Source organism: Streptomyces sp. NBC_00096 (assembly GCF_045041305.1).
In the GTDB taxonomy this organism is placed as follows: Bacteria; Actinomycetota; Actinomycetes; order Streptomycetales; family Streptomycetaceae; genus Streptomyces.
Genome location: NZ_CP108221.1, coordinates 7,207,535 through 7,229,213, shown reverse-complemented (window position 1 = coordinate 7,229,213; position 21,679 = coordinate 7,207,535). Strand labels below are relative to the sequence as shown.

General features: G+C 72.4%; 19 protein-coding genes. 16 read left to right on the top strand and 3 right to left on the bottom strand.

The window, feature by feature from the left end; all coding sequences use genetic code 11:
• The first annotated feature begins 146 nt into the window (after nt 1–146).
• Both OG904_RS32250 and OG904_RS32245 read left to right on the top strand, forming a co-directional pair.
• Nucleotides 147–1,697, top strand: a complete 1,551-nt coding sequence (locus OG904_RS32250; RefSeq protein ID WP_405497096.1) for a cellulase family glycosylhydrolase — start codon at nt 147–149, stop codon at nt 1,695–1,697.
• Between the two features lie 15 nt (nt 1,698–1,712).
• A complete protein-coding gene (locus OG904_RS32245; protein ID WP_405497094.1) occupies nt 1,713–3,533 on the top strand; it encodes a glycoside hydrolase family 6 protein in 1,821 nt (606 codons plus the stop codon).
• A 121-nt stretch (nt 3,534–3,654) separates the two neighbouring features.
• Here the strand turns inward: OG904_RS32245 and OG904_RS32240 are convergent, their stop codons facing one another.
• Nucleotides 3,655–4,788, bottom strand: coding sequence for a LacI family DNA-binding transcriptional regulator (locus OG904_RS32240; RefSeq protein WP_405497092.1), 1,134 nt, complete (start codon nt 4,786–4,788; stop codon nt 3,655–3,657).
• A 377-nt stretch (nt 4,789–5,165) separates the two neighbouring features.
• On the opposite strand from OG904_RS32240, the gene OG904_RS32235 reads away from it, so the two are divergent.
• The 5 genes from OG904_RS32235 to OG904_RS32215 all read left to right on the top strand — a co-directional run bounded on the left by OG904_RS32235 (nt 5,166) and on the right by OG904_RS32215 (nt 10,505).
• Nucleotides 5,166–6,527: an ABC transporter substrate-binding protein gene (locus tag OG904_RS32235; protein WP_405497090.1), complete on the top strand. Its 1,362-nt coding sequence runs from the start codon at nt 5,166–5,168 to the stop codon at nt 6,525–6,527.
• 144 nt (nt 6,528–6,671) lie between these two features.
• Nucleotides 6,672–7,622, top strand: coding sequence for a carbohydrate ABC transporter permease (locus OG904_RS32230; RefSeq protein WP_405498385.1), 951 nt, complete (start codon nt 6,672–6,674; stop codon nt 7,620–7,622).
• 4 nt (nt 7,623–7,626) lie between these two features.
• Nucleotides 7,627–8,526 carry a carbohydrate ABC transporter permease gene (locus OG904_RS32225; protein ID WP_405497088.1) on the top strand — a complete coding sequence of 300 codons (900 nt, stop codon included), beginning with the start codon at nt 7,627–7,629 and terminating at the stop codon, nt 8,524–8,526.
• 74 nt (nt 8,527–8,600) lie between these two features.
• Complete coding sequence (locus OG904_RS32220) at nt 8,601–10,043, top strand: GH1 family beta-glucosidase (protein WP_405497086.1); 1,443 nt, start codon at nt 8,601–8,603, stop codon at nt 10,041–10,043.
• 108 nt (nt 10,044–10,151) lie between these two features.
• The gene (locus OG904_RS32215) at nt 10,152–10,505 is read left to right on the top strand and encodes a hypothetical protein (RefSeq protein ID WP_405497084.1); all 354 of its coding nucleotides are present in this window, start codon (nt 10,152–10,154) and stop codon (nt 10,503–10,505) included.
• A gap of 117 nt (nt 10,506–10,622) precedes the next feature.
• On the opposite strand, the gene OG904_RS32210 is transcribed toward OG904_RS32215, so the two are convergent.
• A complete protein-coding gene (locus OG904_RS32210; RefSeq protein ID WP_405497082.1) occupies nt 10,623–12,158 on the bottom strand; it encodes a purine-cytosine permease family protein in 1,536 nt (511 codons plus the stop codon).
• A 311-nt stretch (nt 12,159–12,469) separates the two neighbouring features.
• On the opposite strand from OG904_RS32210, the gene OG904_RS32205 reads away from it, so the two are divergent.
• The 9 genes from OG904_RS32205 (at nt 12,470) to OG904_RS32165 (ending at nt 20,925) form a co-directional block, all read left to right on the top strand.
• Complete coding sequence (locus tag OG904_RS32205) at nt 12,470–13,198, top strand: WHG domain-containing protein (RefSeq protein ID WP_405497080.1); 729 nt, start codon at nt 12,470–12,472, stop codon at nt 13,196–13,198.
• A gap of 101 nt (nt 13,199–13,299) precedes the next feature.
• Nucleotides 13,300–14,424 carry a hypothetical protein gene (locus OG904_RS32200; RefSeq protein ID WP_405497078.1) on the top strand — a complete coding sequence of 375 codons (1,125 nt, stop codon included), beginning with the start codon at nt 13,300–13,302 and terminating at the stop codon, nt 14,422–14,424.
• A gap of 125 nt (nt 14,425–14,549) precedes the next feature.
• Entirely contained in the window at nt 14,550–14,873 is a 324-nt protein-coding gene (locus OG904_RS32195) for a putative quinol monooxygenase (protein ID WP_405497076.1), read from the top strand.
• A gap of 489 nt (nt 14,874–15,362) precedes the next feature.
• Entirely contained in the window at nt 15,363–16,412 is a 1,050-nt protein-coding gene (locus tag OG904_RS32190; RefSeq protein WP_405497074.1) for a beta-ketoacyl-ACP synthase 3, read from the top strand.
• A 76-nt stretch (nt 16,413–16,488) separates the two neighbouring features.
• Entirely contained in the window at nt 16,489–16,737 is a 249-nt protein-coding gene (locus tag OG904_RS32185) for a phosphopantetheine-binding protein (RefSeq protein ID WP_405497072.1), read from the top strand.
• Nucleotides 16,734–17,972, top strand: a complete 1,239-nt coding sequence (locus tag OG904_RS32180; protein ID WP_405497070.1) for a beta-ketoacyl-[acyl-carrier-protein] synthase family protein — start codon at nt 16,734–16,736, stop codon at nt 17,970–17,972. The genes OG904_RS32185 and OG904_RS32180 overlap by 4 nt, the downstream gene beginning before the upstream one ends.
• Before the next feature lie 37 nt (nt 17,973–18,009).
• Nucleotides 18,010–19,005 carry a 3-oxoacyl-ACP synthase III family protein gene (locus OG904_RS32175; RefSeq protein ID WP_405497068.1) on the top strand — a complete coding sequence of 332 codons (996 nt, stop codon included), beginning with the start codon at nt 18,010–18,012 and terminating at the stop codon, nt 19,003–19,005.
• 4 nt (nt 19,006–19,009) lie between these two features.
• The gene (locus OG904_RS32170; RefSeq protein ID WP_405497066.1) at nt 19,010–19,582 is read left to right on the top strand and encodes a carboxymuconolactone decarboxylase family protein; all 573 of its coding nucleotides are present in this window, start codon (nt 19,010–19,012) and stop codon (nt 19,580–19,582) included.
• A gap of 11 nt (nt 19,583–19,593) precedes the next feature.
• The gene (locus tag OG904_RS32165; RefSeq protein WP_405497064.1) at nt 19,594–20,925 is read left to right on the top strand and encodes a cytochrome P450; all 1,332 of its coding nucleotides are present in this window, start codon (nt 19,594–19,596) and stop codon (nt 20,923–20,925) included.
• A gap of 12 nt (nt 20,926–20,937) precedes the next feature.
• On the opposite strand, the gene OG904_RS32160 is transcribed toward OG904_RS32165, so the two are convergent.
• Nucleotides 20,938–21,387 carry a hypothetical protein gene (locus OG904_RS32160; protein WP_405498419.1) on the bottom strand — a complete coding sequence of 150 codons (450 nt, stop codon included), beginning with the start codon at nt 21,385–21,387 and terminating at the stop codon, nt 20,938–20,940.
• Nucleotides 21,388–21,679 lie beyond the last annotated feature (292 nt).

Genomic DNA, 21,679 nt, shown 5'->3' with positions numbered 1-21,679 from the left:
AAGAGTCGAAGCCGTTCCCCCTGCGAATTTGGGCAACTCCCCTTTTGCTCGGCACGACTTGGCGCTACGGTCTGGCCCCAACCAGTGGGAGCGATTCCGTCAGTCGGCGCGCCGCCAGAGCGCGCCCTCGCTGCAAGGAGTCGCTCATGCGACACCCCCCACGCATGTCCGCGCTGCTCACGGCGGCAGCGCTCACCATGGCGAGCTGTGCGCTCGCCGTCACGGGTCCGGCCGCAGGAGCCGCGGCCGCCCCCTCCTGCACGGTGGCGTACTCGGTCGCCGGCCAATGGGCCGGCGGATTCCAGGGTGCGGTCACCGTCACCAACAACGGCTCCGCGCTCAATGGCTGGAGCCTCGGCTTCGGATTCCCGGCGGGTCAGACGCTCGGTCAGGGCTGGGGTGCCAAGTGGACCCAGACCGGGTCTGCCGTCACCGCCGCGAACGAGAGCTGGAACGCCGCGCTCGGCACCGGTACGAGCGTGACGGCCGGCTTCATCGCCTCGTGGACGGGTGCCAACACGGCACCCGGCGCGTTCACGCTCAACGGAGCTCCCTGCGACACCGGAACCGGCCCGACACCGACACCGACACCGACACCGACACCGACACCGACCGTCCCCACACCCACACCCACGCCCACACCGACCGGCCCGGCACCGACGCCGACACCCACCGGTCCCGGGTCCGGGGCGCCCGAACTCGGCGTCACCGGCAACCGCCTCACCGACCGGAACGGCGCCACCCGCCGGCTCCTCGGCGTCAACCGCTCCGGGGCCGAGTTCATGTGCGTCCAGGGCAACGGCATCTTCGACGGTCCCGTCGACGACGCTTCGGTGGCCGCCATCGCCGACTGGAAGGCCAACACCGTCCGCATCCCCCTCAATGAGGAGTGCTGGCTGGGGCTCGACAACATCAAGCCCGAGTACCGGGGCACGCGTTACACCGATGCGGTCAAGGGCCTGGTCGACCGGGTGCTCGCGCACGGCATGACCCCGGTCGTCGAACTGCACTGGACGTACGGCCAGTACACCGGCAACTCCGCCGGATGCGCCGACGTCCACGCCTCCTGCCAGAAGCCGATGCCGGACGCCCGGTACGCCCCGGCCTTCTGGACCTCGGTGGCGAACACCTTCAAGAGCGACCGGCGGATCGTCTTCGACCTGTTCAACGAGCCCTATCCGGACCGGGCCACCTCCACCGCCGAGCAGGCGTGGAGCTGCTGGCGCGACGGCGGCACCTGCCCGGGCATCGGCTACGAGGTGGCCGGCATGCAGGACCTGGTGGACTCAGTCCGCGCGACCGGGGCCCGCAATCTCGTACTGGTCCCCGGCATCGCCTACTCCAATGATCTGAGCCAGTGGCTCACGCGGGCCCCCGGCGACCCGACCGGCAATCTGGCCGCCGCCTGGCACGGCTACAACTTCAACACCTGTTCCGACGAGGCCTGCTGGGACTCCACACTCGCCCCGGTCGCCGCCCGGGTCCCCCTCGTGGCGGGCGAGACCGGCGAGAACACCTGCGCGCACGCGTTCGTCGACCGCGTCATGGCCTGGTTCGACGCCCACGCACTCTCGTACCTGGGCTGGACCTGGAACACCTGGAACTGCTCCTCGGGACCGGCCCTGATCACCTCGTACGACGGCACACCCACCTCATTCGGCAGCGGGCTGCGCGACCACCTGCGCGCCCTGAACTGAAAGGCACCCCACGACATGAGCCGCACATTCCCCCGCACGACTCCCGGCACGAATTCCCGTACGGCCTCCCGTGCGACCGGCCGCAGGACCAGCCGTACCGCCCTGCTGGCGGCCATCGGCCTGGTCACCGCGGCCGGCGCCACCGCGACCGTCACGGCCTCCAGCGCGGGTGCAGCCACCGCCGGCTGCAAGGTCGAGTACCGGATCACCAACCAGTGGAACACCGGATTCGGCGCCGACGTGGTCGTCACCAACACCGGCGACCCGGTCGCCTCCTGGACCCTGGAGTGGTCCTACGCCGGCGGCCAGCAGGTCACGCAGGGCTGGAACGCCGCGATCACGCAGTCCGGGGCCGCCGTGACGGCCAAGAGCCTCTCGTACAACGGGAGTCTGGCCACGGGCGGTTCGACCTCCTTCGGGTTCAACGGTTCGTACAGCGGCACCAACGCCGTCCCCGCGACCTTCCGGCTCAACGGCGTCACCTGCAACGGCGCCACCGATCCGACCCAGCCGCCGACCACTCCCCCGACGACCCCGCCCACGACCCCGCCGACCACACCCCCCACGACCCCGCCGCCCTCCGGCGGCAAGGCGGACAACCCGTACGCCGGCGCCAAGGTGTACGTGAACCCCGAGTGGTCCGCCAAGGCCGCCGCCGAGCCGGGCGGCTCCAGGGTGGCCAACCAGCCCACCGGAGTCTGGCTGGACCGGACCGCCGCCATCGCGGGCTCGAGCGGCTCGATGGGACTGCGCGCCCACCTCGACACCGCCCTGGCGCAGAAGGGCAGCGGCGAGCTCGTCGTCCAGCTGGTGATCTACAACCTGCCGGGCCGGGACTGCGCCGCGCTCGCCTCCAACGGCGAGCTGGGTCCCACCGAGATCGACAAGTACAAGACGCAGTACATCGACCCGATCGCCGCGATCCTCGCCGACCCCAAGTACGCGGGGCTGCGGATCGTCACCACCGTCGAGATCGACTCACTGCCGAACCTGGTCACCAACGTGTCCGGGCGCCCGACGGCCACGGCCAACTGCGACGTGATGAAGACCAACGGCAACTACATCAAGGGGGTCGGCTACGCCCTGAACAAGCTGGGCTCGATCGCCAACGTCTACAACTACGTGGACGCGGGGCACCACGGCTGGCTCGGCTGGGACGACAACTTCGGCGCCTCCGCCGAGATCTTCAAGCAGGCCGCCACCGCCGAGGGCTCCACGCTCTCCAAGGTCCACGGCTTCATCGTGAACACGGCCAACTACAGCGCCCTCAAGGAGGACCACTTCACGATCACGGACTCCGTCAACGGCACCTCCGTGCGCCAGTCGAAGTGGGTCGACTGGAACCGGTACACGGACGAGCTGTCGTACGCCCAGGCCATGCGGAGCAAACTGGTCTCGCTGGGCTTCGACACGAACCTCGGCATGCTGATCGACACCTCCCGCAACGGCTGGGGCGGCACGGCACGCCCGACCGGGGCGGGCCCGCTGACCAGCGTGGACACGTACGTCGACGGCGGCCGCTACGACCGGCGCATCCACCTCGGCAACTGGTGCAACCAGTCGGGCGCCGGGCTCGGCGAACGGCCGCAGGCCGCCCCGGCGGCCGGCATCGACGCCTACGTGTGGATCAAGCCGCCGGGCGAGTCGGACGGGGCGAGCAAGGAGATCCCGAACAACGAGGGCAAGGGCTTCGACCGGATGTGCGACCCGGCCTACACGGGCAACGCCCGCAACGGCAACAGCATGTCGGGGTCCTTCCCGAACGCGCCGCTGTCGGGTCAGTGGTTCTCGGCGCAGTTCCAGGAGCTCATGAAGAACGCCCATCCGGCGCTGTGACCCACCGCCGGTGAACCGAGCGCCCCGCCCCTGGCCCGGAGCCGTACGGAACCTCCCGGTTCCGTACGGCTCCGGGCCGCGGGGCCTCACCGGTCCGCGGGGCCACCGGTCCGCGGGGCCCTCAGCTGGAATCCCGCACGATCAGCTCGGTTGGGAGGACCCTGCGCGGCTCCCCGCCCTGAGCGGCCACGGCCGCGGATCCGTTCGCGGCTCCGGCCGTGGTGGCGGCTCCTCCCCCGGCCCCGGCCGCGCCCCCGGATCCGGAGAGCTCCGCGATCTTCCGGAGCAGCAGCCGGGTCATCGTGCGGCCCATCTCCTCGATCGGCTGGCGCACGCTCGTCAGCGGCGGGTCCATCAGCCGCGCGACCGTGGAGTCGTCGACCCCTACGAGGGCAACGTCCTCGGGGACCCGCCGCCCGGCCTCCCTCAGCACCCCGCGCGCACCCGCCGCCATCACGTCGGAGGCGGCGAACACCGCGTCCAGGCCGGGGTCGCGCGCCAGGAGTTCGCGCATCGCCAGCCGGCCGCCCTCCTCGGTGAAGTCCGCGGTCGCCACGAGCGACTCGTCGGGCGCGAGCCCCGCCTCGGCGAGACCCGCGCGGTAGCCGCCGAGACGGGCTCGGGCCACGTACATGTCGAGCGGGCCGCTGATGGTCGCGATCCGGCTCCGGCCCCGGCCCACGAGGTGGGCGACGGCCGCGCGTCCCGCGCCGATGTTGTCGGAGTCCACGTAGGCGACGGGTTCGGCCTCGGAGCGCCGTCCGTTCATGACGACCGGCAGCCCCAGCCGTGCGATCCGGTCGGGCAGCGGGTCGTCGCCGTGGACGGACGCGAGCAGTACGCCGTCCACGCGCCCGGCGGCCAGGTACTGCTCGAACCGCTGCCGCTCCGCCTCGGTGCGGACCAGGGTGAGCAGCAACTGCTTGTCGGATTCGGCGAGTTCGGCGCTGACCCCGCGGATCAGGTCGAGGAAGTACGGCTCCGAGAACAGCCTCGCCTCGGTCTCCGGAATGACCAGGGCGACCGCGTCGGTCCGGCTGCCGGCGAGAGCCCTGGCCGCCTGGTTGGGTACGTACCCGAGCTCCGCGACGGCGCGCGCGACGGCGTCCCTGGCCTGCCGGCTCACCCGCGGCGAGCCGTTGATCACCCGGGAGACCGTGCCCCGGCCGACACCGGCCAGGGCCGCGACCTCTTCCAGGGTGGGCCTGCCGTTCTGCCGTCCGCTCACGACCCTCGAACTCCCCTCGTGCGACATCGCGCTCCGTGCCGTTGCGCGGCGGTCCGCGCGCGTCTGATCAGGCAGGACAGTGGATCCCACCCCCGTCCCCACGCGCAACACGTTACGCCGATCGACAGAATGGGAGCGCTCCCACATTACCCAGGATCTCCCCACGGTGCCACGGCCGTGCCCGCGGAACGGCCGGAGCATGGCTTCGGGTCATGAATTCGCGCTCACGTCTTGACACTCGCACCTGCCAAGCAGCAACCTTCCGGCAACGACGTGGGAGCGCTCCCACTCCAGGATGCGAGAACGACCTTCACCACAGGTCCGGGCAGGCCCCCGCCGAGCCGCGAACGGCCCCCGGACCCCCTGGCGCACAACGGGCACCACCTTTGGACGAGGAGAGTGGCATGCGCACTTCCAGCAGCAGACGCGGACGTGGACGCGGGCACCGCACCGCGCTCACCGCGGTCACCGCGATCGCCGCCGTCGCGACCGGCACGGCCCTGCTCACCGGTTGCGGCGGCGACAGCGGCAAGGACCCCGGTCCGACCGGCGGGGAGCAGATCACGCTGCGGATCGGAACCTTCGGCTCCTTCGGCTACGACAACGCCACCGGGGCCAAGCTGTACGCGGAGTACGAGAAGGCCCACCCGCACATCAAGATCGAGGAATCGAACGTCGCCGACGGCCAGAAGTACTGGGACACGCTCAAGCTGCGCCTGTCCCGCGACAGCGGTCTCGCGGACATCCAGGCCCTGGAGGTGGGATACATCGCGGAGGCGACCGGCCCCACCCTGGCGGACAAATGGACCGACCTGGGCAAGACGGGCGGCGCGGACCTCGGCGCGTTCCTCGACTGGAAGGTCAAGCAGGCCACCACGGGCGACGGCAAGGTCATCGGCCTCGGCACGGACATCGGCCCGATGGCCATCTGCTACAACAAGGACCTCTTCGCCCGGGCCGGACTCCCGACCGACCGCACCGAGGTCGCCGCGCTCTGGGCGGGCGACTGGGCGAAGTTCCTCCAGGCCGGCGAGACGTACAAGAAGAACGCCCCGGCCGGGACCGCCTTCCACGACTCCGCCAGCGGCCTGTTCAACGCCGTGATCTCCAGCGAGCCCGTGCAGTACGCCGACGCGAAGGGCGGGCTGGACTACGAGAACAGTCCGGGCGTGAAGAAGGCCTGGGACACCGCCGTGGCGGCGGCCAAGGGTGAACTGACCGCCAAGCTGCGCCAGTTCGACGAGAAGGGCACCTGGAACGCGGCCTTCAAGAACTCGAAGTTCGCCACCGTCGCCTGCCCCAGCTGGATGACGGGCATCATCAAGGACCAGGCGGGCCCGGAGAACCAGGGGAAGTGGGACATCGCCGCGCCGCCCGTGGCCGGCAACTGGGGCGGCTCCTTCCTCGCGGTGCCGAAGTCGGGCAAGCACACCAAGGAGGCGGCCGAGCTCGCCGCCTGGCTCACCGCCCCCGCGCAGCACGCCAAGGTCTTCGGCGTGAACGGCAACATCCCGTCCTCCAAGGACGCCCTCGCCTCTCCGGCCGTCCAGGACGCCAAGCTGCCGTACTTCGGCGACACCCCGGTCGGCAGGATCTACTCGCAGGCGGCGGCCGGCATCACCCCCGCCCCGATCAGCCGCTGGGACGGCCAGGTGAAGACCTTCCTCACCGACAACGGCATCCTCGACATCGAGCAGCGCGGCACCGACCCGGCGAAGGCCTGGGAGAACGTCAGGAAGCTGGTCGACGACAAGATCGACCAGTAGCGGGGACACCGCGTGACGGCCCGCCGCCGCATCCTGCGGGCGGCGGCCGTCACCGTCCGCACCACCCGTTCCGCTCCCCCGTACACGCCCCCGACCTCTCCCGTGGGCGCCCCCACCCAATACGCGACCTGGAAGGAAGCCCCCGTGGCCACCGCCGCACCGCCCTCCGGCCGGGCCGGCCTGCGCAGCACGCTCTACCGCCTGGACCTGAAGGCGACCCCGTACGTCTTCCTCGCCCCCTTCTTCCTCACCTTCGCGGCCTTCGGGCTCTTCCCCCTCGTCTACACGGGCTGGCTCTCGCTCCACCGGGTCGAACTCGGCGGCAGCGCGCAGTGGAAGGGGCTGGAGAACTACCGGTCCCTGGCGACCAGTGAGTTCTTCTGGAACGCGCTCGCGAACACCTTCACCATCGGCGCGCTGTCGACCGTTCCCCAGCTGCTGATGGCCCTGGGTCTGGCACATCTGCTCAACTACCGTCTTCGCGGCCGGAGTTTCTTCCGCGTCGCGGTCCTCGCCCCGTACGCCACCTCGATCGCGGCGGCGACGCTCGTCTTCGCCCAGCTCTTCAACACCGACTACGGACTGATCAACTCGGCGCTGGGCCTGGCCGGTTTCGATCCGGTCGCCTGGGAGTCCTCCAAGTGGCCGGCCCAGATCGCCATTTCGGTGATCGTGACATGGCGCTGGACGGGCTACAACGCGCTCATCTACCTGGCGGCGATGCAGGCCGTACCGCAGGACCTCTACGAGGCCGCGGCGCTCGACGGGGCCTCGCGCCTGCGTCAGTTCCTCAGCGTCACCATCCCCTCGATCCGGCCGACGATCCTGTTCACGATCGTCGTCTCGACCATCGGTGCCACCCAGCTGTTCGGCGAGCCGATGCTCTTCGGCGGCAGCGTGGGCATCAGCGGCGGCAGCGGGAACCAGTTCCAGACCCTGAGCCTGCTCATGTACGAGAAGGGGTGGGTGACCGGCGCGCTGGGCCAGGCCTCCGCCATCGCCTGGGTCATGCTGCTGCTCCTCCTGCTCATCGGCGGCGTCCAGCTGCTGATCACCCGCTCGAACGACAAGCGCAAGAACAAGCCGGGGAGCTGAGTCCATGGCCCGCACGCCCGATACGCCCGGGGTCGCCGCGGCGGCTCCGCGCGCCCGGCTCCTTCGCCAGTCGGCAGGCCGTCAGCACCACGCCGGACCGGTGACCTACGTCCTGCTGGGGCTCGCCGCCCTCGTCTCCCTCTTCCCGCTGTACTGGAACCTCGTCGCCGCCTCCCACTCGGGCGAACGCGTGGTCGAGGCCCCGGCCCCGCTCCTGCCCGGCCCCCGGCTCTTCGACAACCTCGCCTTCGCCTGGAACCAGGTCGACATGGGCAGGGCCCTGGTGAACACGACGGTCGTCGCCGGGCTCGTGGCCCTGTCCACCGTCCTGTTCTCCACCCTGGCCGGCTTCGCCTTCGCCAAGCTGCCCTTCAGGGGCCGGGGCGCCCTGCTGGCGCTCGTGGTCGCCACCATGACGATTCCGCCGCAGCTCAGTGTGATCCCGCTCTACCAGATCATCACCGACCTCGGCTGGGTCGATCAGCTCCAGTCGGTCGTCCTGCCCTCTCTGGTCGCTGCCTTCGGCGTCTTCTTCATGCGCCAGTACCTCGTCGAGGCGCTGCCGGTGGAGCTGGTGGAGGCGGCCAGGATGGACGGCGCTCACAGCCTGCGCATCATCTGGCACGTGGTCTTCCCGGTGGCGCGGCCCGCGATGGCGGTCCTCGGGATGCTCGTGTTCGTCCAGGCCTGGAACGACTTCTTCTGGCCGTTCATCGCGCTGACCCCGGACGGGAATCCGACCCTCCAGGTCGCCCTGGCCGGCCTCGGGGCGGGGGACCACACCGTCGACCAGGCCGTCGTGCTGACCGGCGCGCTGATCTCCACGCTGCCGTTGCTGCTGGTCTTCGCCGTGCTGGGCAAGTACGTCGTGGGCGGCATCACCGCCGGCGCAGTCAAGAACTGACGGCCCCTCCCCCCCTGTCCGTACCGCTGTCCGTACAGCATCCTCTTCCGCACTCGAGTTGGGAGCGCTCTCCTATGACCGCGTCCGAGACCCGGCCGTTCACCGCCGTCCGCTCTTTCCCGTCCGGCTTCCTGTGGGGCACGGCCACCGCCGCGTACCAGATCGAGGGCGCCGCCGGCGAGGACGGCCGTACGCCGTCCATCTGGGACACCTTCTCGCACACCCCGGGCAAGGTCTTCGAAGGCCATACCGGTGACGTGGCGGTGGACCACTACCACCGGTTCACCGAGGACGTCCGGATGATGTCCGAACTGGGCCTGGGTGCCTACCGGTTCTCCGTCTCCTGGTCGCGGGTGCAGCCGACCGGCCGGGGCCCCGCCGTCCAGAAGGGCCTGGACTTCTACCGCCGGCTCGTCGACGAGCTGCTCGCCGCCGGCATCGAACCCTCCCTCACCCTCTACCACTGGGACCTGCCCCAGCACCTGGAGGACGCGGGGGGCTGGCCCGAGCGCGCGACCGCCGAACGGTTCGCCGAGTACGCGGGCCTGGTGGCCGGCGCGCTCGGGGACCGGGTGGAGCGCTGGACCACGCTCAACGAGCCCTGGTGCAGCGCGTTCCTCGGCTACGGATCGGGGGTCCACGCCCCCGGCCGGACCGACCCGGTCGCCGCCCTGCGCGCGGCCCATCACCTGAACCTCGGCCACGGTCTCGCCGTCCAGGCCCTGCGGGCCGCGTTGCCCGGGGGCGGCCGGCTCGCGGTCTCCCTCAACCTCCACGAGGTCCGCCCGCTGGGCCCCTCGCCCGCGGACGCGGACGCGGCCCGCCGCATCGACGCCGTGGGCAACCGGATCTGGCTGGGCCCGATGCTGGAGGGCGCCTACCCCGCGGACCTGTTCGCGGACACCGCGCACCTGACCGACTGGTCCTTCGTCCGGGACGGCGACACCGCGACGGTCCACCAGCCCCTGGACCTGCTGGCCGTGAACTACTACACCCCGACGGTCGTCTCGCACGTCGCCGAGGGCGACCGCAAACCGCAGGACGACGGCCACGGCAACAGCGAGCACTCCCCCTGGCCGGGCGCGGACCGGGTTGCCTTCCACCGCGCGCCGGGCGAGCGTACGGCGATGGGCTGGCCGGTCGATCCGAGTGCGCTGTACGACCTGCTGACGCGGACCGCCGCCCGCTATCCGGGCCTGCCGCTGCTCGTCAGCGAGAACGGAGCGGCGTACGAGGACGAGGTCGGCCCGGACGGCACGGTCCACGACCCGGAGCGCGCCGCCTACGTCCACGCCCACCTCGGCGCCGTGCACCGGGCGATCGCCGACGGGGTGGACGTACGCGGCTACTTCCTCTGGTCGCTGCTCGACAACTTCGAGTGGTCGTACGGGTACGCCAAACGGTTCGGCGCGATCCACGTCGACTACGGGACCCTGAGGCGTACGCCCAAGTCGAGTGCGCACTGGTACTCGCGCGTCGCGCGGACGGGTGAACTCCGGGCCCCCGGTGCGCAGTAGCAGTCCGGGGACGGCCGGCCCGCGAGGCTCTGAGCTTGGTAAATCTCCTGTAAAACAAAGGAGTTGGGGCGTCGGGGAAGGATGCGCTCCGGGCCTACGGTGACCCGCATGACGAAAAGCGATGGGAACGACGACCAGAAGACCGACGTCCACGTGAGCATCATCGGCGGGCATCGCCTCGAGGGAGAGACGATTCACGAGCGGACGCTGACCGCGTCGCTCATCGGGGGCGCCAGCATCGACCTCACGGACGTCGACCTCCCCGACGGGGCCGAGATCAAGATCACCAAACTCAGCCTCATCGGGGGCGTCTCCCTCAAGGTCCGTCCGGACGTCACGGTGAAGGTCGGCGGCATCCGTCTCGGCGGGGTCAGCGACGCGGGCCCCACCGCGCCGGGCGGGCCGACGGTCCGGGTGGACGCGTGGGGGCTCCTGGGCGGGGTGAGCGTGGAGCGCGGCTGACGTCCGCCGGGGCCGGGCCCGCGAGGCGCCGGAGGGCCGGAGGGCCGGGGGCGTCGGAGGGCCCGGGGTCCCGCGGGCCCGAAGGCGTCGAGGAAGCGCAGTCGGCGGTGTGCCGGTTCATGCTCCCGGGGCCGCGCCGCGTCCGCGCGTGGCGCGCCGCATCGGGATCCCGTAGAGGATCGCCGCCACGGTGATGCCGACGGGCAGCGAGAGGTCCACGCCGCCCAGGGCGTGCGCGAGCGGACCCGTGTACAGGGTGGTGTTCGCGCAGAGGGCGGCCGCCGCGGTGCCCGCCGTGACGGCCAGCGCGCCGGCCCAGTTGACGCCCGCGGTGTACCAGAAGGGGCTGCCGGGGGTCTCGTCGGTGAGCGCGAGGCCGTCGTAGCGGCACCGGCGCAGCAGGATGTCGGTCGCGTAGACGGCCAGGCCGGGGCCCAGCAGGACGACGGTCAGCTGGAGGAGGTTGCTGACCGTGTCCAGGAAGTTGGAGACGAGGAGCGCGTACAGGGTCACCGCGACGGCGAGCACTCCGTCGACGATGACGCTGAGGGAGCGGCGGATGCGCACACCGACGGCCTGCAGCGCGAGGCCGGAGCTGTAGGCGGTCATGGCGTTGACGGCGATCGAGCCGAGCACCAGGGCGAGCAGGAACACGGGGACGAACCAGGCGGGCAGGACCGCCTCCAGGCCGGTCTGCGGGTCGGTCATGTCCACGGCGGTGGCGGCGAGGGCTCCCAGCGAGGTGACGGCGACGCCGGGCAGGAAGCCTCCGAGCGCGGTCCAGCCGGCGACGGCCCTCGGGGAGGCCGACCGGGGCAGGTAGCGGGAGAAGTCGGCGCTGTTGGTGTAGGAGAGCGGTCCGGCGGCGATGAGCGTGACCCCGCCGGCGAGGGCCGCCCACAGGGTGCCGCCGGTCAGCGGCTCGGCGGGCTCGTGGCCGAAGTCTGCGTGGCCCAGCACTCCGTAGGCCACGACGGCGAACGCGGCGGTGAGGACCACGGTGATCGGGAGGTAGAGCTTCACGATCGTCGCGTGCCCGTAGACGCTGATGGCCAGTGTGAGGACGGCGATGAGCACCACGACGGCGATCTTGACGCCGGTGTTCGCGGCGACGCCCGCCCTCTCCACGAGCGAGAAGGCCGCGATCGCGGCGGCGGCCAGGTTGAGGGCGATGTAGCAGATGCAGATCAGCCAGCCGTTGATCGCGATGTTCACCCGGTTGCCGCGGATGCCGAACATGGCCCGCACGATCACTTCGCTCGGCGTGCCCGAGGCCGGACCGGAGACGGCGAGGAGGCCGACCGGCGCCCAGAACAGGTTGCCCACCACGATGACCGCGATGGCCTGACCCAGGCTCAGGCCCATGAGGATCAGTGCTCCGCCGACCACCAGGTTCAGGTAGTTCACGTTCGCCGCCGCCCAGACGGCGAACAGCTCCCGCGCGCGGCCGTGGCGTTCGGCTTCGGGAATGTGGTCGATGCCGTGGGCCTCTACGCGGCCCGCCCGGTCCGGAGGCGGCGCCGCGCCGGTTCTCCGCGGGCCGGGCGGGTCCGTGGGCTGACGTGAATGCGGGTGCGGGTGCGAGTCCGGCTGCGGGTGCGGGTCCGGCTGCGGGTGCGGGTCCGGCTGCGGGTCGGGAATCGGGGATGCCATGGAGCCCTCCGGCGGCGGTCGTACCCACCTGCTCGCGCACGTGCTTGCGTATTGGTCGCACACTCAATGGCGTTGCCGCCATGCCGTCAAGCCCCGAGAGCAAGCGGACCCGGAAGGCTCCCGCCGCCCGACGTGCGGAAATGGTCGGCGGGGCTCATCCGGCAGGGGGTCGAGCGGAAGGAATTCCGTACGGACGACCCGCACATGACCGCCATCCGGATCCTGGTCGTGCTCGACGGCCTCGGCACCCGCGCGAACACCGGTACGGGCCTGCCCCCGCGGCCGTTGGCGCCGCCGGGTACCGTTCCGGCATGGACGTTTCCGTAACGAGTTCGACCTCCGAGAGCCTGCCGCCACCGGAAGTGATCAAGGACGCCGCGCGTCAGCAGCTGGTGAGACTGGGCGGCTCGGGACTGTCCCCGGAAGCCGTGGCGCGCGCGAGCGGCCTCTCCTTCACCGAGGTGGCAGCCGTCTTCCCGCACCGGGACGACCTGTTGACCGCTCTGGTCATCGACGCCTACGACGCGTCCGGCGCCGCGATGGAGCGGGCCGACGCGGCCGCCGCGGGCGCGGGCGCCTCGGCGGGTGCCCGGCTGCTCGCGGTCACGCGCGCGCTGCGGGAGTGGTCCTTCGCCAACACCGCCGAGTTCACGCTGATCTACGGCTCGCCCGTCCCCGGCTACCACGCCCCGCAGGACACCGTCCCGTCCGCCTCGCGCACGCCCGGGGTCCTCGCCGGCATCGTCCGCGCGGCGCTGGAAGGCGGCGAACTGACCCCGCCCCGGCGGGCGGTGCCCGGTCCGCCGCTGCTCCTGCCCGCGGCAGTGGAGGCCTTCGGGGGCGTGCCCGGGGCTCCGTTCCCGGACCTCATCGAGCGCGGCATCGTCCTGTGGAGCGGCCTCATCGGGCTCCTGGTGTTCCAGGTGTTCAGCCGTACCCACGACAGCGTCAGGGACGAGGCCGCGTTCTTCGACTACGCCGTCGCGGTGGCGGCCGAGAGCGTCGGACTCGTGGTCACCCCGGACGGGAGCACCGGCTGAGCCCTGCGCCCGCGTCGCTCCCGCCGGGGATCCCGGGGGGCCGTGCGGCCCGGCGCACACCTACGGGTTACCGTGTCCCTCCATTCGAGGGGGAAACGACGATGTCGCACAACACGGGGTGGGGACAGTACCCGCACCCGGAACAGCCCGTGCCGCAGTGGGGTGGCGGCTGGATGCCGCCACCAGCTCCGCAACCGGGCGTCATACCGCTCAAACCGCTCGGTCCGGGCGAGATAGTCGGCGGGGCCTTCGCGGCCTTCCGCCGGCACTGGAAGCCCCTGATCGGCATCATGCTCCTGGTACAGGGCATCGCGATCGTGGTCGTGGCCGTCGTGGCCGCAATCACCGTCGCGGCGGCGTACGGCCGGTTCTCCGCCGTATTCGACCTCGGGCCCGGGGAAAGCCCCGACGGCGCGGCCGTGGCCGGCCTGCTCCTGGCCCTCGTACCGGCCGGTGTGGTCCTGTTCGTCGTGGCGGCACTGGGCGCGGCTCTGATCGCCGCCCTGTGCCCCGCGGTGGTGCAGGAGGCCGTGCTCGGCCGACCCGCGACCTTCGGCGCGCTGTTGCGCCGCTCCTGGTCCCGGCTGCCGTCGGTGCTCGGCGCCCTGCTCCTGACCGGACTGGTCGCGGGCGGGCCGGTGCTCCTGCTCTACGCGATCGGCATCCCGCTGCTCGTCGTCTCCTCGGACAGCTCCGGTCCGGCGCCGGGCGGCGTCGCCCTGCTGTTCCTGGGCGTCCTGGTCTGCGTGCCCTTCTCGGTCTGGCTGACCACCCGGTTCAGCCTCGCTCCCGCCGCCGCGGTGATCGAGGGACTCGGCCCGGTCGCCGCGCTGCGGCGTTCGTCCCGGCTGGTCAGCGACGGCTGGTGGCGCGTGTTCGGCATCACGCTGCTCGGGTACCTCGTGGCGAGTGCCGTGGGCTACGCCATCCAGCTGCCGTTCAGCTTCGTCGGCATGTTCGCGCTCTTCCCGAGCCTGCCGGAGGCGGGCGACACCAATGTGGACCTCGGCTCGATGGCCTTCGGATTCCTGGTGTACGCGGGCGCGTTGCTGGTCGGCGCCATGATCAGCTCGCTGTTCCAGTTCACCTATCCGCAGCTGGCCCTCGCCCTGCTCTACGTGGACCAGCGGATCCGCAAGGAGGACCTCGCGGCGAGCCTGGTCGCGGCCGCCCACCCCGCCGAGACCGCGCGCCCCGCCGCTCCACCGGAGCCGGAGCAGGGCTGACACCGGGCCTTCCCCCGACGCGCCGGGGCCGGTCGGCGTACCGGGGCCGACCCCGGCCCCGGGCCGGCCCCGCCCGGCCCCCGGGTGGGCCCTCGCGCTTCCGCCCTCGCGCCTACACTGTTCGAATGATCTTCATTGTGGTGAAATTCCCCGTCCGGCCCGAGTACGTCGACCAGTGGCCCGAGAGGGTCGCGGAGTTCACCCGGGCCACCCGCGCCGAACCCGGGAACCTGTGGTTCGAATGGTCCCGCAGCCTGGAGGAGCCGGACACCTACGTGCTGGTCGAGGCGTTCCAGGACGACGCGGCGGAGGCCCACGTCACCTCCGGCCACTTCCGCGCCGCCCTGGAGACCATGCGCCCCCTGGTCACCCGTACGCCCGAGATCGTCAGCACCACCATCGAGGGCGCGACCGGCTGGAGCCGGATGGGCGAGCTGCAGGTCGACTGACCGCCGCCCCCGGCAGCCCGGCCCCGCGCGTCGATGGGTGCCGGCGATCCGGGCCGGGAAGACCGTCCCGGTGGAGGCGTTGTGCAACACGTTCAACAACGCCCCGCCGGGCACACCGTTGCCCCCGGCCCCCCTGCCCGGTTGATACGCCGGGGGTCGCCTGCCGACGGGCCGGTCCCTGAAGCCCGGCTCCTGAAGCCCGGCTCCTGAAGCCCAGCACCTGAAGCCCGGTCCCGGACGTCAGCAGGACGCCTGGACAGCCGTACTGAATTCAACCTTTGGGGCGATACACCGATGGCGTAGCGGCCGTAACGTTTCTTCCTGCACGCCCCTGAGCTGGGGGGATGCAGCCGAACCGGGCGCCCAGCACATCTGTTCTGCCCCGCCTCCGCGCCCGCCGTGATCTTGACGCCCCCTACAGTCGTGCCGCTCCCCCGAGATCTCCTGAGAGACGGCGTGACTTCCCCCTTGTCTTGCACAGAAGACCAGTTGACACCGCCGACCACCCGGCCCGCGCCGCCCGCGGCGGTACTGGAGGGCGTCGCCGGGTACGTCCCGGCCGCTGTGGTCCCCAACTCCGCGCTGCCCTCGGCGTGGGGCGTCGACGACGCCTGGGTGCACCGCCGCACCGGGATCCGGGAGCGGCGCCGGGCCGCGCCGGGGGTCTCCACGGGCGAGCTCGCCCTCGAAGCCGGACGCCGGGCCCTGGCCGTGGCCGGTGGCGCCCCCGTGGACACCGTGCTCGTGGCGACCTCCACTCCGGACCGGCCGATGCCCGCCATGGCTCCGCAGCTGGCCACCCGTCTCGGCCTCGGCGGCGCGGCGGCCTGGGACGTGAACGCCGCCTGCAGCGGGTTCGTGTACGGACTGGCCACGGCCGCCGGCGCGCTGCTGTCCGGCTGCGCGGACCGGGTCCTGCTCGTGGCTGCCGACGTGTACTCCACCCTCCTCGACCCCGGGGACCGCTCCGCGGGCATCGTCTTCGGCGACGGGGCCGGGGCCGTGGTGCTGCGCCGGGGCCGCTTCGGCGAGCCCGGGTCCGTCCTGGCCTTCGACCTCGGCAGCGACGGCTCGGGCGACGAGCTGATCGAGGTGCGCGGCGGCGGGGCCCGGGAGCGTTCGGCTCCCGAGGGGTACGGCCCGGCCGACCGGCACTTCCGCATGCGGGGCCACGAGGTGTTCCAGCACGCCGTGACCCGGATGACGCAGTCCTCCCAGACCGTGCTGAAGCACGCCGGCTGGTCGCCCGAGGACGTGGACCGCTTCTGCGCCCACCAGGCCAACGCCCGCATCGTGAGCGCCGTCGCGGAGCGCGTACCGGTACCCGGGCCCCGCCGGGTGACCAATATCGACCGGGTCGGCAACACCGGCGCGGCATCCATCCCGCTCGCCCTGGCCGATGCCGCGTCGCGCGGTGAACTGCACGCCGGGGAAAGGGTGTTGCTGACCGCGTTCGGTGCCGGGCTCACCTGGGGTTCGGCGGCCGTGCTCTGGCCGCGGCTCGACCGTGCGGTGCCCGGCATCGAACCGGCGCCCTGAGGACCCCTCCTCCCGGCCGACCCCCCTCCCTCGCCATCCCGCCCCCATCCCAGCCGTCCCGGAAGGACGTACAGCCATGCCCCCTGTCCAGACCGTCGTCACCACCGTGCTCACCGAGAAGTTCGAGGTCGCCCCCGAGGACGTCCTGCCCGACGCCACCCTCGAAAGCCTCGACCTCGACTCCCTCGCCCTCGCCGAGCTGGCCCTCGCCCTCCAGGAGGAGCTCGGCGTCAAGGTGGAGGAGCACGAGGCCGCCAAGCGCACCACCATCGCCGAGCTCGTGGCCGTACTCCACGCCAAGCGGACCGGGCAGGACGCCCTGTGACGGCTGGTCAGCACCGGAGCGCCGTCGCCGTAACCGGTCTGGGGATGATCACCCCGGCCGGTGTCGGCCGGGAGGCCACCTGGGCCGGTGTACGGCAGGCCCGCTCCACGGCGGCCACCGATCCCGAACTGAAGGACTGCCCGGTCGACTTCTCCTGCCGGATCCCCGCGATGACCCCCGAACAGGGTCGCATCGGCGGCGGCAAGGCCTGGCGCATGGGCCGCTTCACCCAGCTCGCGGTGCTGGCCGCCCGGGAGGCGGTGGCCGACGCGGGGCTCGACCCCACCTCCTGGGACGGCGCGCGCGTCGCCGTCGTGATCGGTTCGGGGCTGGCCGGGGCCGCCCATCTGGAGACCCAGACCCTCCGCCACCACCAGGGCGGACCCGATCTGGTCTCACCCTCCCTCGTCCCGATGCTGATCTCCAACATGGCCGCCGGTGAGGTCTCCGCCGACCTCGGTGCCCACGGGCCCTCCCTGGCCACCGAGACGGCCTGCGCCTCCGGGGCCACCGCCCTGGCCGTGGCCCGCGACCTGCTGCTCTCCGGAGCCTGCGACATCGCGGTGGCGGGCGGCGCGGAGGCCGCCGTGACCCCGGTGGTCACCACCGGCTTCGCCCGGATGGGCGCGCTGTCCGGCCGGGTGGACCAACCCGGCCTGGCCTCACGGCCGTTCGCCGCCGACCGCGACGGCTTCGTCATCGCCGAGGCGGCGGCCGTACTCGTACTGGAGCGGACCGCGGACGCGGCGGCCCGGGGGCGCTCCGGCTACGCGCACCTCGCCGGAGCCGGCCTCACCTCGGACGCGCACCACCCGACGGCGCCGTCCCCCGGCGGGGAGCACGCCGAGGCGGCGCTGCGCGCGGCGCTCGCACAGGCCGGACTGTCCCCCGCGGACGTCGACCACGTCAACGCCCATGGCACCTCCACACCGCTGAACGACCGCACCGAGGCCGAACTGATCGCCCGCGTACTGCCGCACGGGCCCAGCGTGACCGCCGCCAAGGGGGTGCTCGGCCACAGCCTCGGCGCGGCCGGGGCCGTCGAGGCCGCGCTCACGGCGCTGACGATCAGGGACTCCCGGGTCGCACCGATCGCCAACCTCACGGCGGACGGCTGCGGTTACCCGATCGACGCCGTGACGGGCCCCGTACGGGAGCAGCGGGTCGCCGCCGCCGTCAGCCACTCGTTCGGCTTCGGCGGGCACAACGTGGTCCTCCTCCTCACCGCGCCCTGACCACCGCCTCCCCACTCCAGCAGAAGGCTTCGTACTCTTGGCCGTTCACAGTGCCGTCGTCCACGCCACCGTCCACGTACCGCAGGAGCGCCAGAGCGTTTCCGCGGTCGAGGACCGCTTCCGGGCGGGCAGCCCCGGCATCCCGATGTCCCGGGGCGTACTCCAGCACATGTACGGGCTGGCCCAGCGCACGGTGGCGCCGCCCGAGGAACAGCCCTCCGACCTGGCGGTGCACGCGGCCCGGAGCCTGCTGGAGGAGAGCGGGACCCTCACGGGGGAGGTGGACCTGCTGCTGTACGCCGGCATCCTCGCCGATATGGAGGAGCCCGCGACCGCTCATGTGGTCGCGGCCAAACTGGGCCTGCAATGCCCGGTGTTCGACCTGAAGAACGCCTGCAACGGGGTGCTGAACGCACTGGAGGTGGCCGACGCCTTCGTCCGGACCGGGCAGTACCGGCGGGTGCTGATCACCAGCGCCGAGGTCAGCACCCGGGAGAGCCGGTGGAGCGTCACGGATCCGGACGAGGTGCTGAACGCCCTGCCGAGCCTGAGCACCGGGGACATGGGCTCGGCGGTGCTCGTCGCCGCGAGCGGCAGGCCGGGGATCCTCGGGAGCCGGTTCTTCGCCAACTCCTGGGGCTGGCAGGCCGCGACGCTCCCCAATCCGTACGCGAACCACCGCAGGATGGGTCGGCTGGAGATCGACTCGGCGCAGCTCGTGGCCTCCTTCGAGGGGATGCCGGCGAAGGTGCGCGCGGCGGTGCGCGAGATGGGGGTGAGCGTCGAGGACTTCGACCTCGTCTGCGTGCACCAGCCCTCGGTGCCCTTCACCCGGGTGGCGTGCGACTGGGTGGGGGTGGACCCGGCGCGGATCCTGTCCACCTTCCCTGCGCACGGCAACGTGGCCACCAACACCATCCCGCTGCAGCTGGCCACCGCACTCGGCTCGGACCGGCTCCATCCGGGTGACCTGGTGGGCATGTTCGGGTTCGCGAGCGGCGCGAGCGCCGGTGTCGTCGTCTGCCGGTGGTGACGCGATGACCACCACCGGCCCGATGGAACCGGGTCCCGTACGCATCCCACCGCTGCCGCCCGGGCAGTGGACGCCCGCGCTGCGCGAGCTGCTGGCCGGATCCGCCCAGGACGGCCCCGGCCGGGTGAACCTCTTCGGCACCCTCGCCCACCACCCGGGGCTCGCACACGCCTGGCTCTCCCTCGCCCGGGTCCTGACCCACGAGGGCACGCTGACGCACCGCCAGCGGGAGCTGGTCGTCCTGCGCACGGCGTACCGGCGCGGCGGCTCCTTCGTGTACGACCGGCACCGCGCGGTCGCGGCGGAAGCGGGCCTGGACTCCCGGGAGGTGGCGGCCACCGCCGCCGCGCTCGGGGAACACCCCTGGGACAGGGGCGATCTGGCACTGCTGGAAGCCGCCGACGCGCTCGCGGCCGGTCAGCCGCTGCCCCAGCCGCTGTGGGACCGGCTGGCGGACGGGCTGCGCCCCGACCAGCTCATCGAGCTCCTGATCCTCGCCGGGCAGTGCGCCACCATGTGCGCCGCGCTCGACGCCCTCCGCACCCCGCCCGACGGCGGCCGAACCCCCTCCGGATGAGACCCGCCACCATGACCCTGACCAGCGCCGCCACCACGACCACCGACTCCGCCGGCGAGTCCGACCCCGCCGCCGCCACCACCGAGTCCGACCCCGCTGCCACCGCCGCCGAGTCCGCCGCGGCCCCCGCCCCGGGCCCGCTCTCCCTGCCCGCCGGATACGGTTCCTGCCCCTACGACCCGCCGCCCGGCTACACCGAGGCCGCCGCCGGGAGCCCGGTCAGCCGCGCCGTGCTCCCGGACGGCTCACCCTGCTGGCTCGTGACCGGCCATCAGGAGGTGCGCGCCGTCCTCGCCGACGCCCGTTTCAGCGCCGACGCCCGCACCCCCGGCTTCCCGTTCCTCTCCCCCGGACAGCGCCAACTGGCCACCGCTCAGCCGAGCTTCATCCGCATGGACGACCCGGAGCACGCCCGGCTGCGCCGGATGGTCGCCAAGGACTTCCTGACCCGCCGGATCCAGGAACTGCGCCCCGCCATCGCGGAGGTGGTGGAGAACGCGGTCGACGCCATGACGGCGAACGGCCGCCGGAGCGCCGACCTGGTCGCCGATTTCGCGCTGCCCGTCCCGTCGCTTGTCATCTGTCTGATGCTGGGGGTCCCGTACGAGGACCATTCGCTGTTCCAGTCGCTCAGCCGGACCCTGCTCGACAACACCACCGACCCCGGCCGGGCCGCCGCGGCCCACCGGGAGCTGATGGGGTACCTGGCGACGCTGGCCGAGCGGAAGCGGGAGGCGCCCGGGGACGACATCCTCAGCCGACTGGCCGTGCGGCCCGATCTGACGGCTCAGGAAACGGCCTCGCTCGGCTTCATGCTCCTGATCACCGGGCACGAGAGCACCACCAACATGGCCGCGCTCAGCGTCCTGGCCCTGCTCCGCCGCCCGGACCAGGCCGCCCTGCTGCGGGCCGACCCGGGGCTGATCCCGGGGGCGGTGGAGGAACTCCTGCGCTACCTCACCATCATTCACCTCGGGCTGGGCCGCGCGGCCACCGCGGACGTCACCGTCGGCGGAGCGGCGATCCGGGCCGGCGACGGGGTGATCTGCATGCTGTCCACCGCCAACCGGGAGCCGGAACTCTTCGGGCCGCAGGCACCGGACGGCACCGCGTCCTGCCCCGCCGAACTGGACGTGACCCGGGACGCGCGCCGCCACGTGGCCTTCGGGCACGGTGTGCACCAGTGCCTGGGCCACACACTGGCGCGCGTCGAGCTCCAGATCGTGCTGGAGACCGTACTGCGCAGACTGCCGGGCCTGCGACTGTCCCTGCCCGAGGAGCGGCTGGTGTTCCAGCGGGACGCCATCGTCTACGGCCTGCGGGAGCTCCCCGTCACCTGGTGAAGCGGGTCCGTCTCATACGGGGGCCGGTGCCCTTTCGGCCGCAGCCCGGAGCTCCGCGAAGCGTTTCCCGGACCGCGCTTCGCCCCCGTACGCCGCCATGTCACCGGGTTCGGGGAGCCAGTCGCGGGAGGGGTCGTACTCCAGCCAGCGGCTGCGGGCCGACTCCTCGGCGAAGGCGCCCACGAGCGCGTCCAGCCGGGGGTGCCCGCCCTCGCCGCGCCACAGGAGGGACCAGGCGTACAGAGGTGTCGGGTCCACCAGCGGCACCGACCTGATGCCCGGGATCCGCGGGAGCGGCGCGTCCGCGGGCATCAGCGTGAAGCGGCGGACGTCCCCGGACAGGCCGCCGAGGAAGTGGTCCAGCCCCAGGTTCGCCCCCTCGGCGTGCTCACGAACCGCGAACCGCTCGGCGAAGCGGTGCAGGAAGTCCAGCCGGTCCAGCGCGCCGGGGGTCCACAGCACGCTCTCCGCCAGTTGTACGGGGCGCAGCGCGGCCGCTCCCGCCAGGGGATGGCCCCCGCGCCGAGGACCGAGTCCACCGGCTCCAGCCGCACCAGTCGGTGCGTCAGCCCCGCGGGCAGCGGCGGGTGGACCCGGCCGAAGGCCGCGTCGACGTCCCCATTGAGCAGTGCGGCCGCCACGGACGGTAGATCGCGGCCGTGCCCCAGTTCCAGGGCCGGTCCGCCGGTGCGGGCCGCCACCTGGGCCAGCGTCCGCATGGGCGCGTACAGGTGGCCCCATACGTCCACCCGTG

Excerpts from the sequence above, each read along its gene's own strand:
- OG904_RS32195 (WP_405497076.1), top strand. The coding sequence starts at position 14,550 with ATGATCTTCATTGTGGTGAAATTCCCCGTCCGGCCCGAGTACGTCGAC.
- OG904_RS32220 (WP_405497086.1), top strand. The coding sequence starts at position 8,601 with ATGACCGCGTCCGAGACCCGGCCGTTCACCGCCGTCCGCTCTTTCCCG.
- OG904_RS32235 (WP_405497090.1), top strand. The coding sequence starts at position 5,166 with ATGCGCACTTCCAGCAGCAGACGCGGACGTGGACGCGGGCACCGCACC.
- OG904_RS32250 (WP_405497096.1), top strand. The coding sequence starts at position 147 with ATGCGACACCCCCCACGCATGTCCGCGCTGCTCACGGCGGCAGCGCTC.
- OG904_RS32170 (WP_405497066.1), top strand. The coding sequence starts at position 19,010 with ATGACCACCACCGGCCCGATGGAACCGGGTCCCGTACGCATCCCACCG.
- OG904_RS32185 (WP_405497072.1), top strand. The coding sequence starts at position 16,489 with ATGCCCCCTGTCCAGACCGTCGTCACCACCGTGCTCACCGAGAAGTTC.
- OG904_RS32215 (WP_405497084.1), top strand. The coding sequence starts at position 10,152 with ATGACGAAAAGCGATGGGAACGACGACCAGAAGACCGACGTCCACGTG.
- OG904_RS32210 (WP_405497082.1), bottom strand. The coding sequence starts at position 12,158 with ATGGCATCCCCGATTCCCGACCCGCAGCCGGACCCGCACCCGCAGCCG.
- OG904_RS32165 (WP_405497064.1), top strand. The coding sequence starts at position 19,594 with ATGACCCTGACCAGCGCCGCCACCACGACCACCGACTCCGCCGGCGAG.
- OG904_RS32200 (WP_405497078.1), top strand. The coding sequence starts at position 13,300 with ATGTCGCACAACACGGGGTGGGGACAGTACCCGCACCCGGAACAGCCC.
- OG904_RS32245 (WP_405497094.1), top strand. The coding sequence starts at position 1,713 with ATGAGCCGCACATTCCCCCGCACGACTCCCGGCACGAATTCCCGTACG.
- OG904_RS32240 (WP_405497092.1), bottom strand. The coding sequence starts at position 4,788 with ATGTCGCACGAGGGGAGTTCGAGGGTCGTGAGCGGACGGCAGAACGGC.
- OG904_RS32225 (WP_405497088.1), top strand. The coding sequence starts at position 7,627 with ATGGCCCGCACGCCCGATACGCCCGGGGTCGCCGCGGCGGCTCCGCGC.
- OG904_RS32205 (WP_405497080.1), top strand. The coding sequence starts at position 12,470 with ATGGACGTTTCCGTAACGAGTTCGACCTCCGAGAGCCTGCCGCCACCG.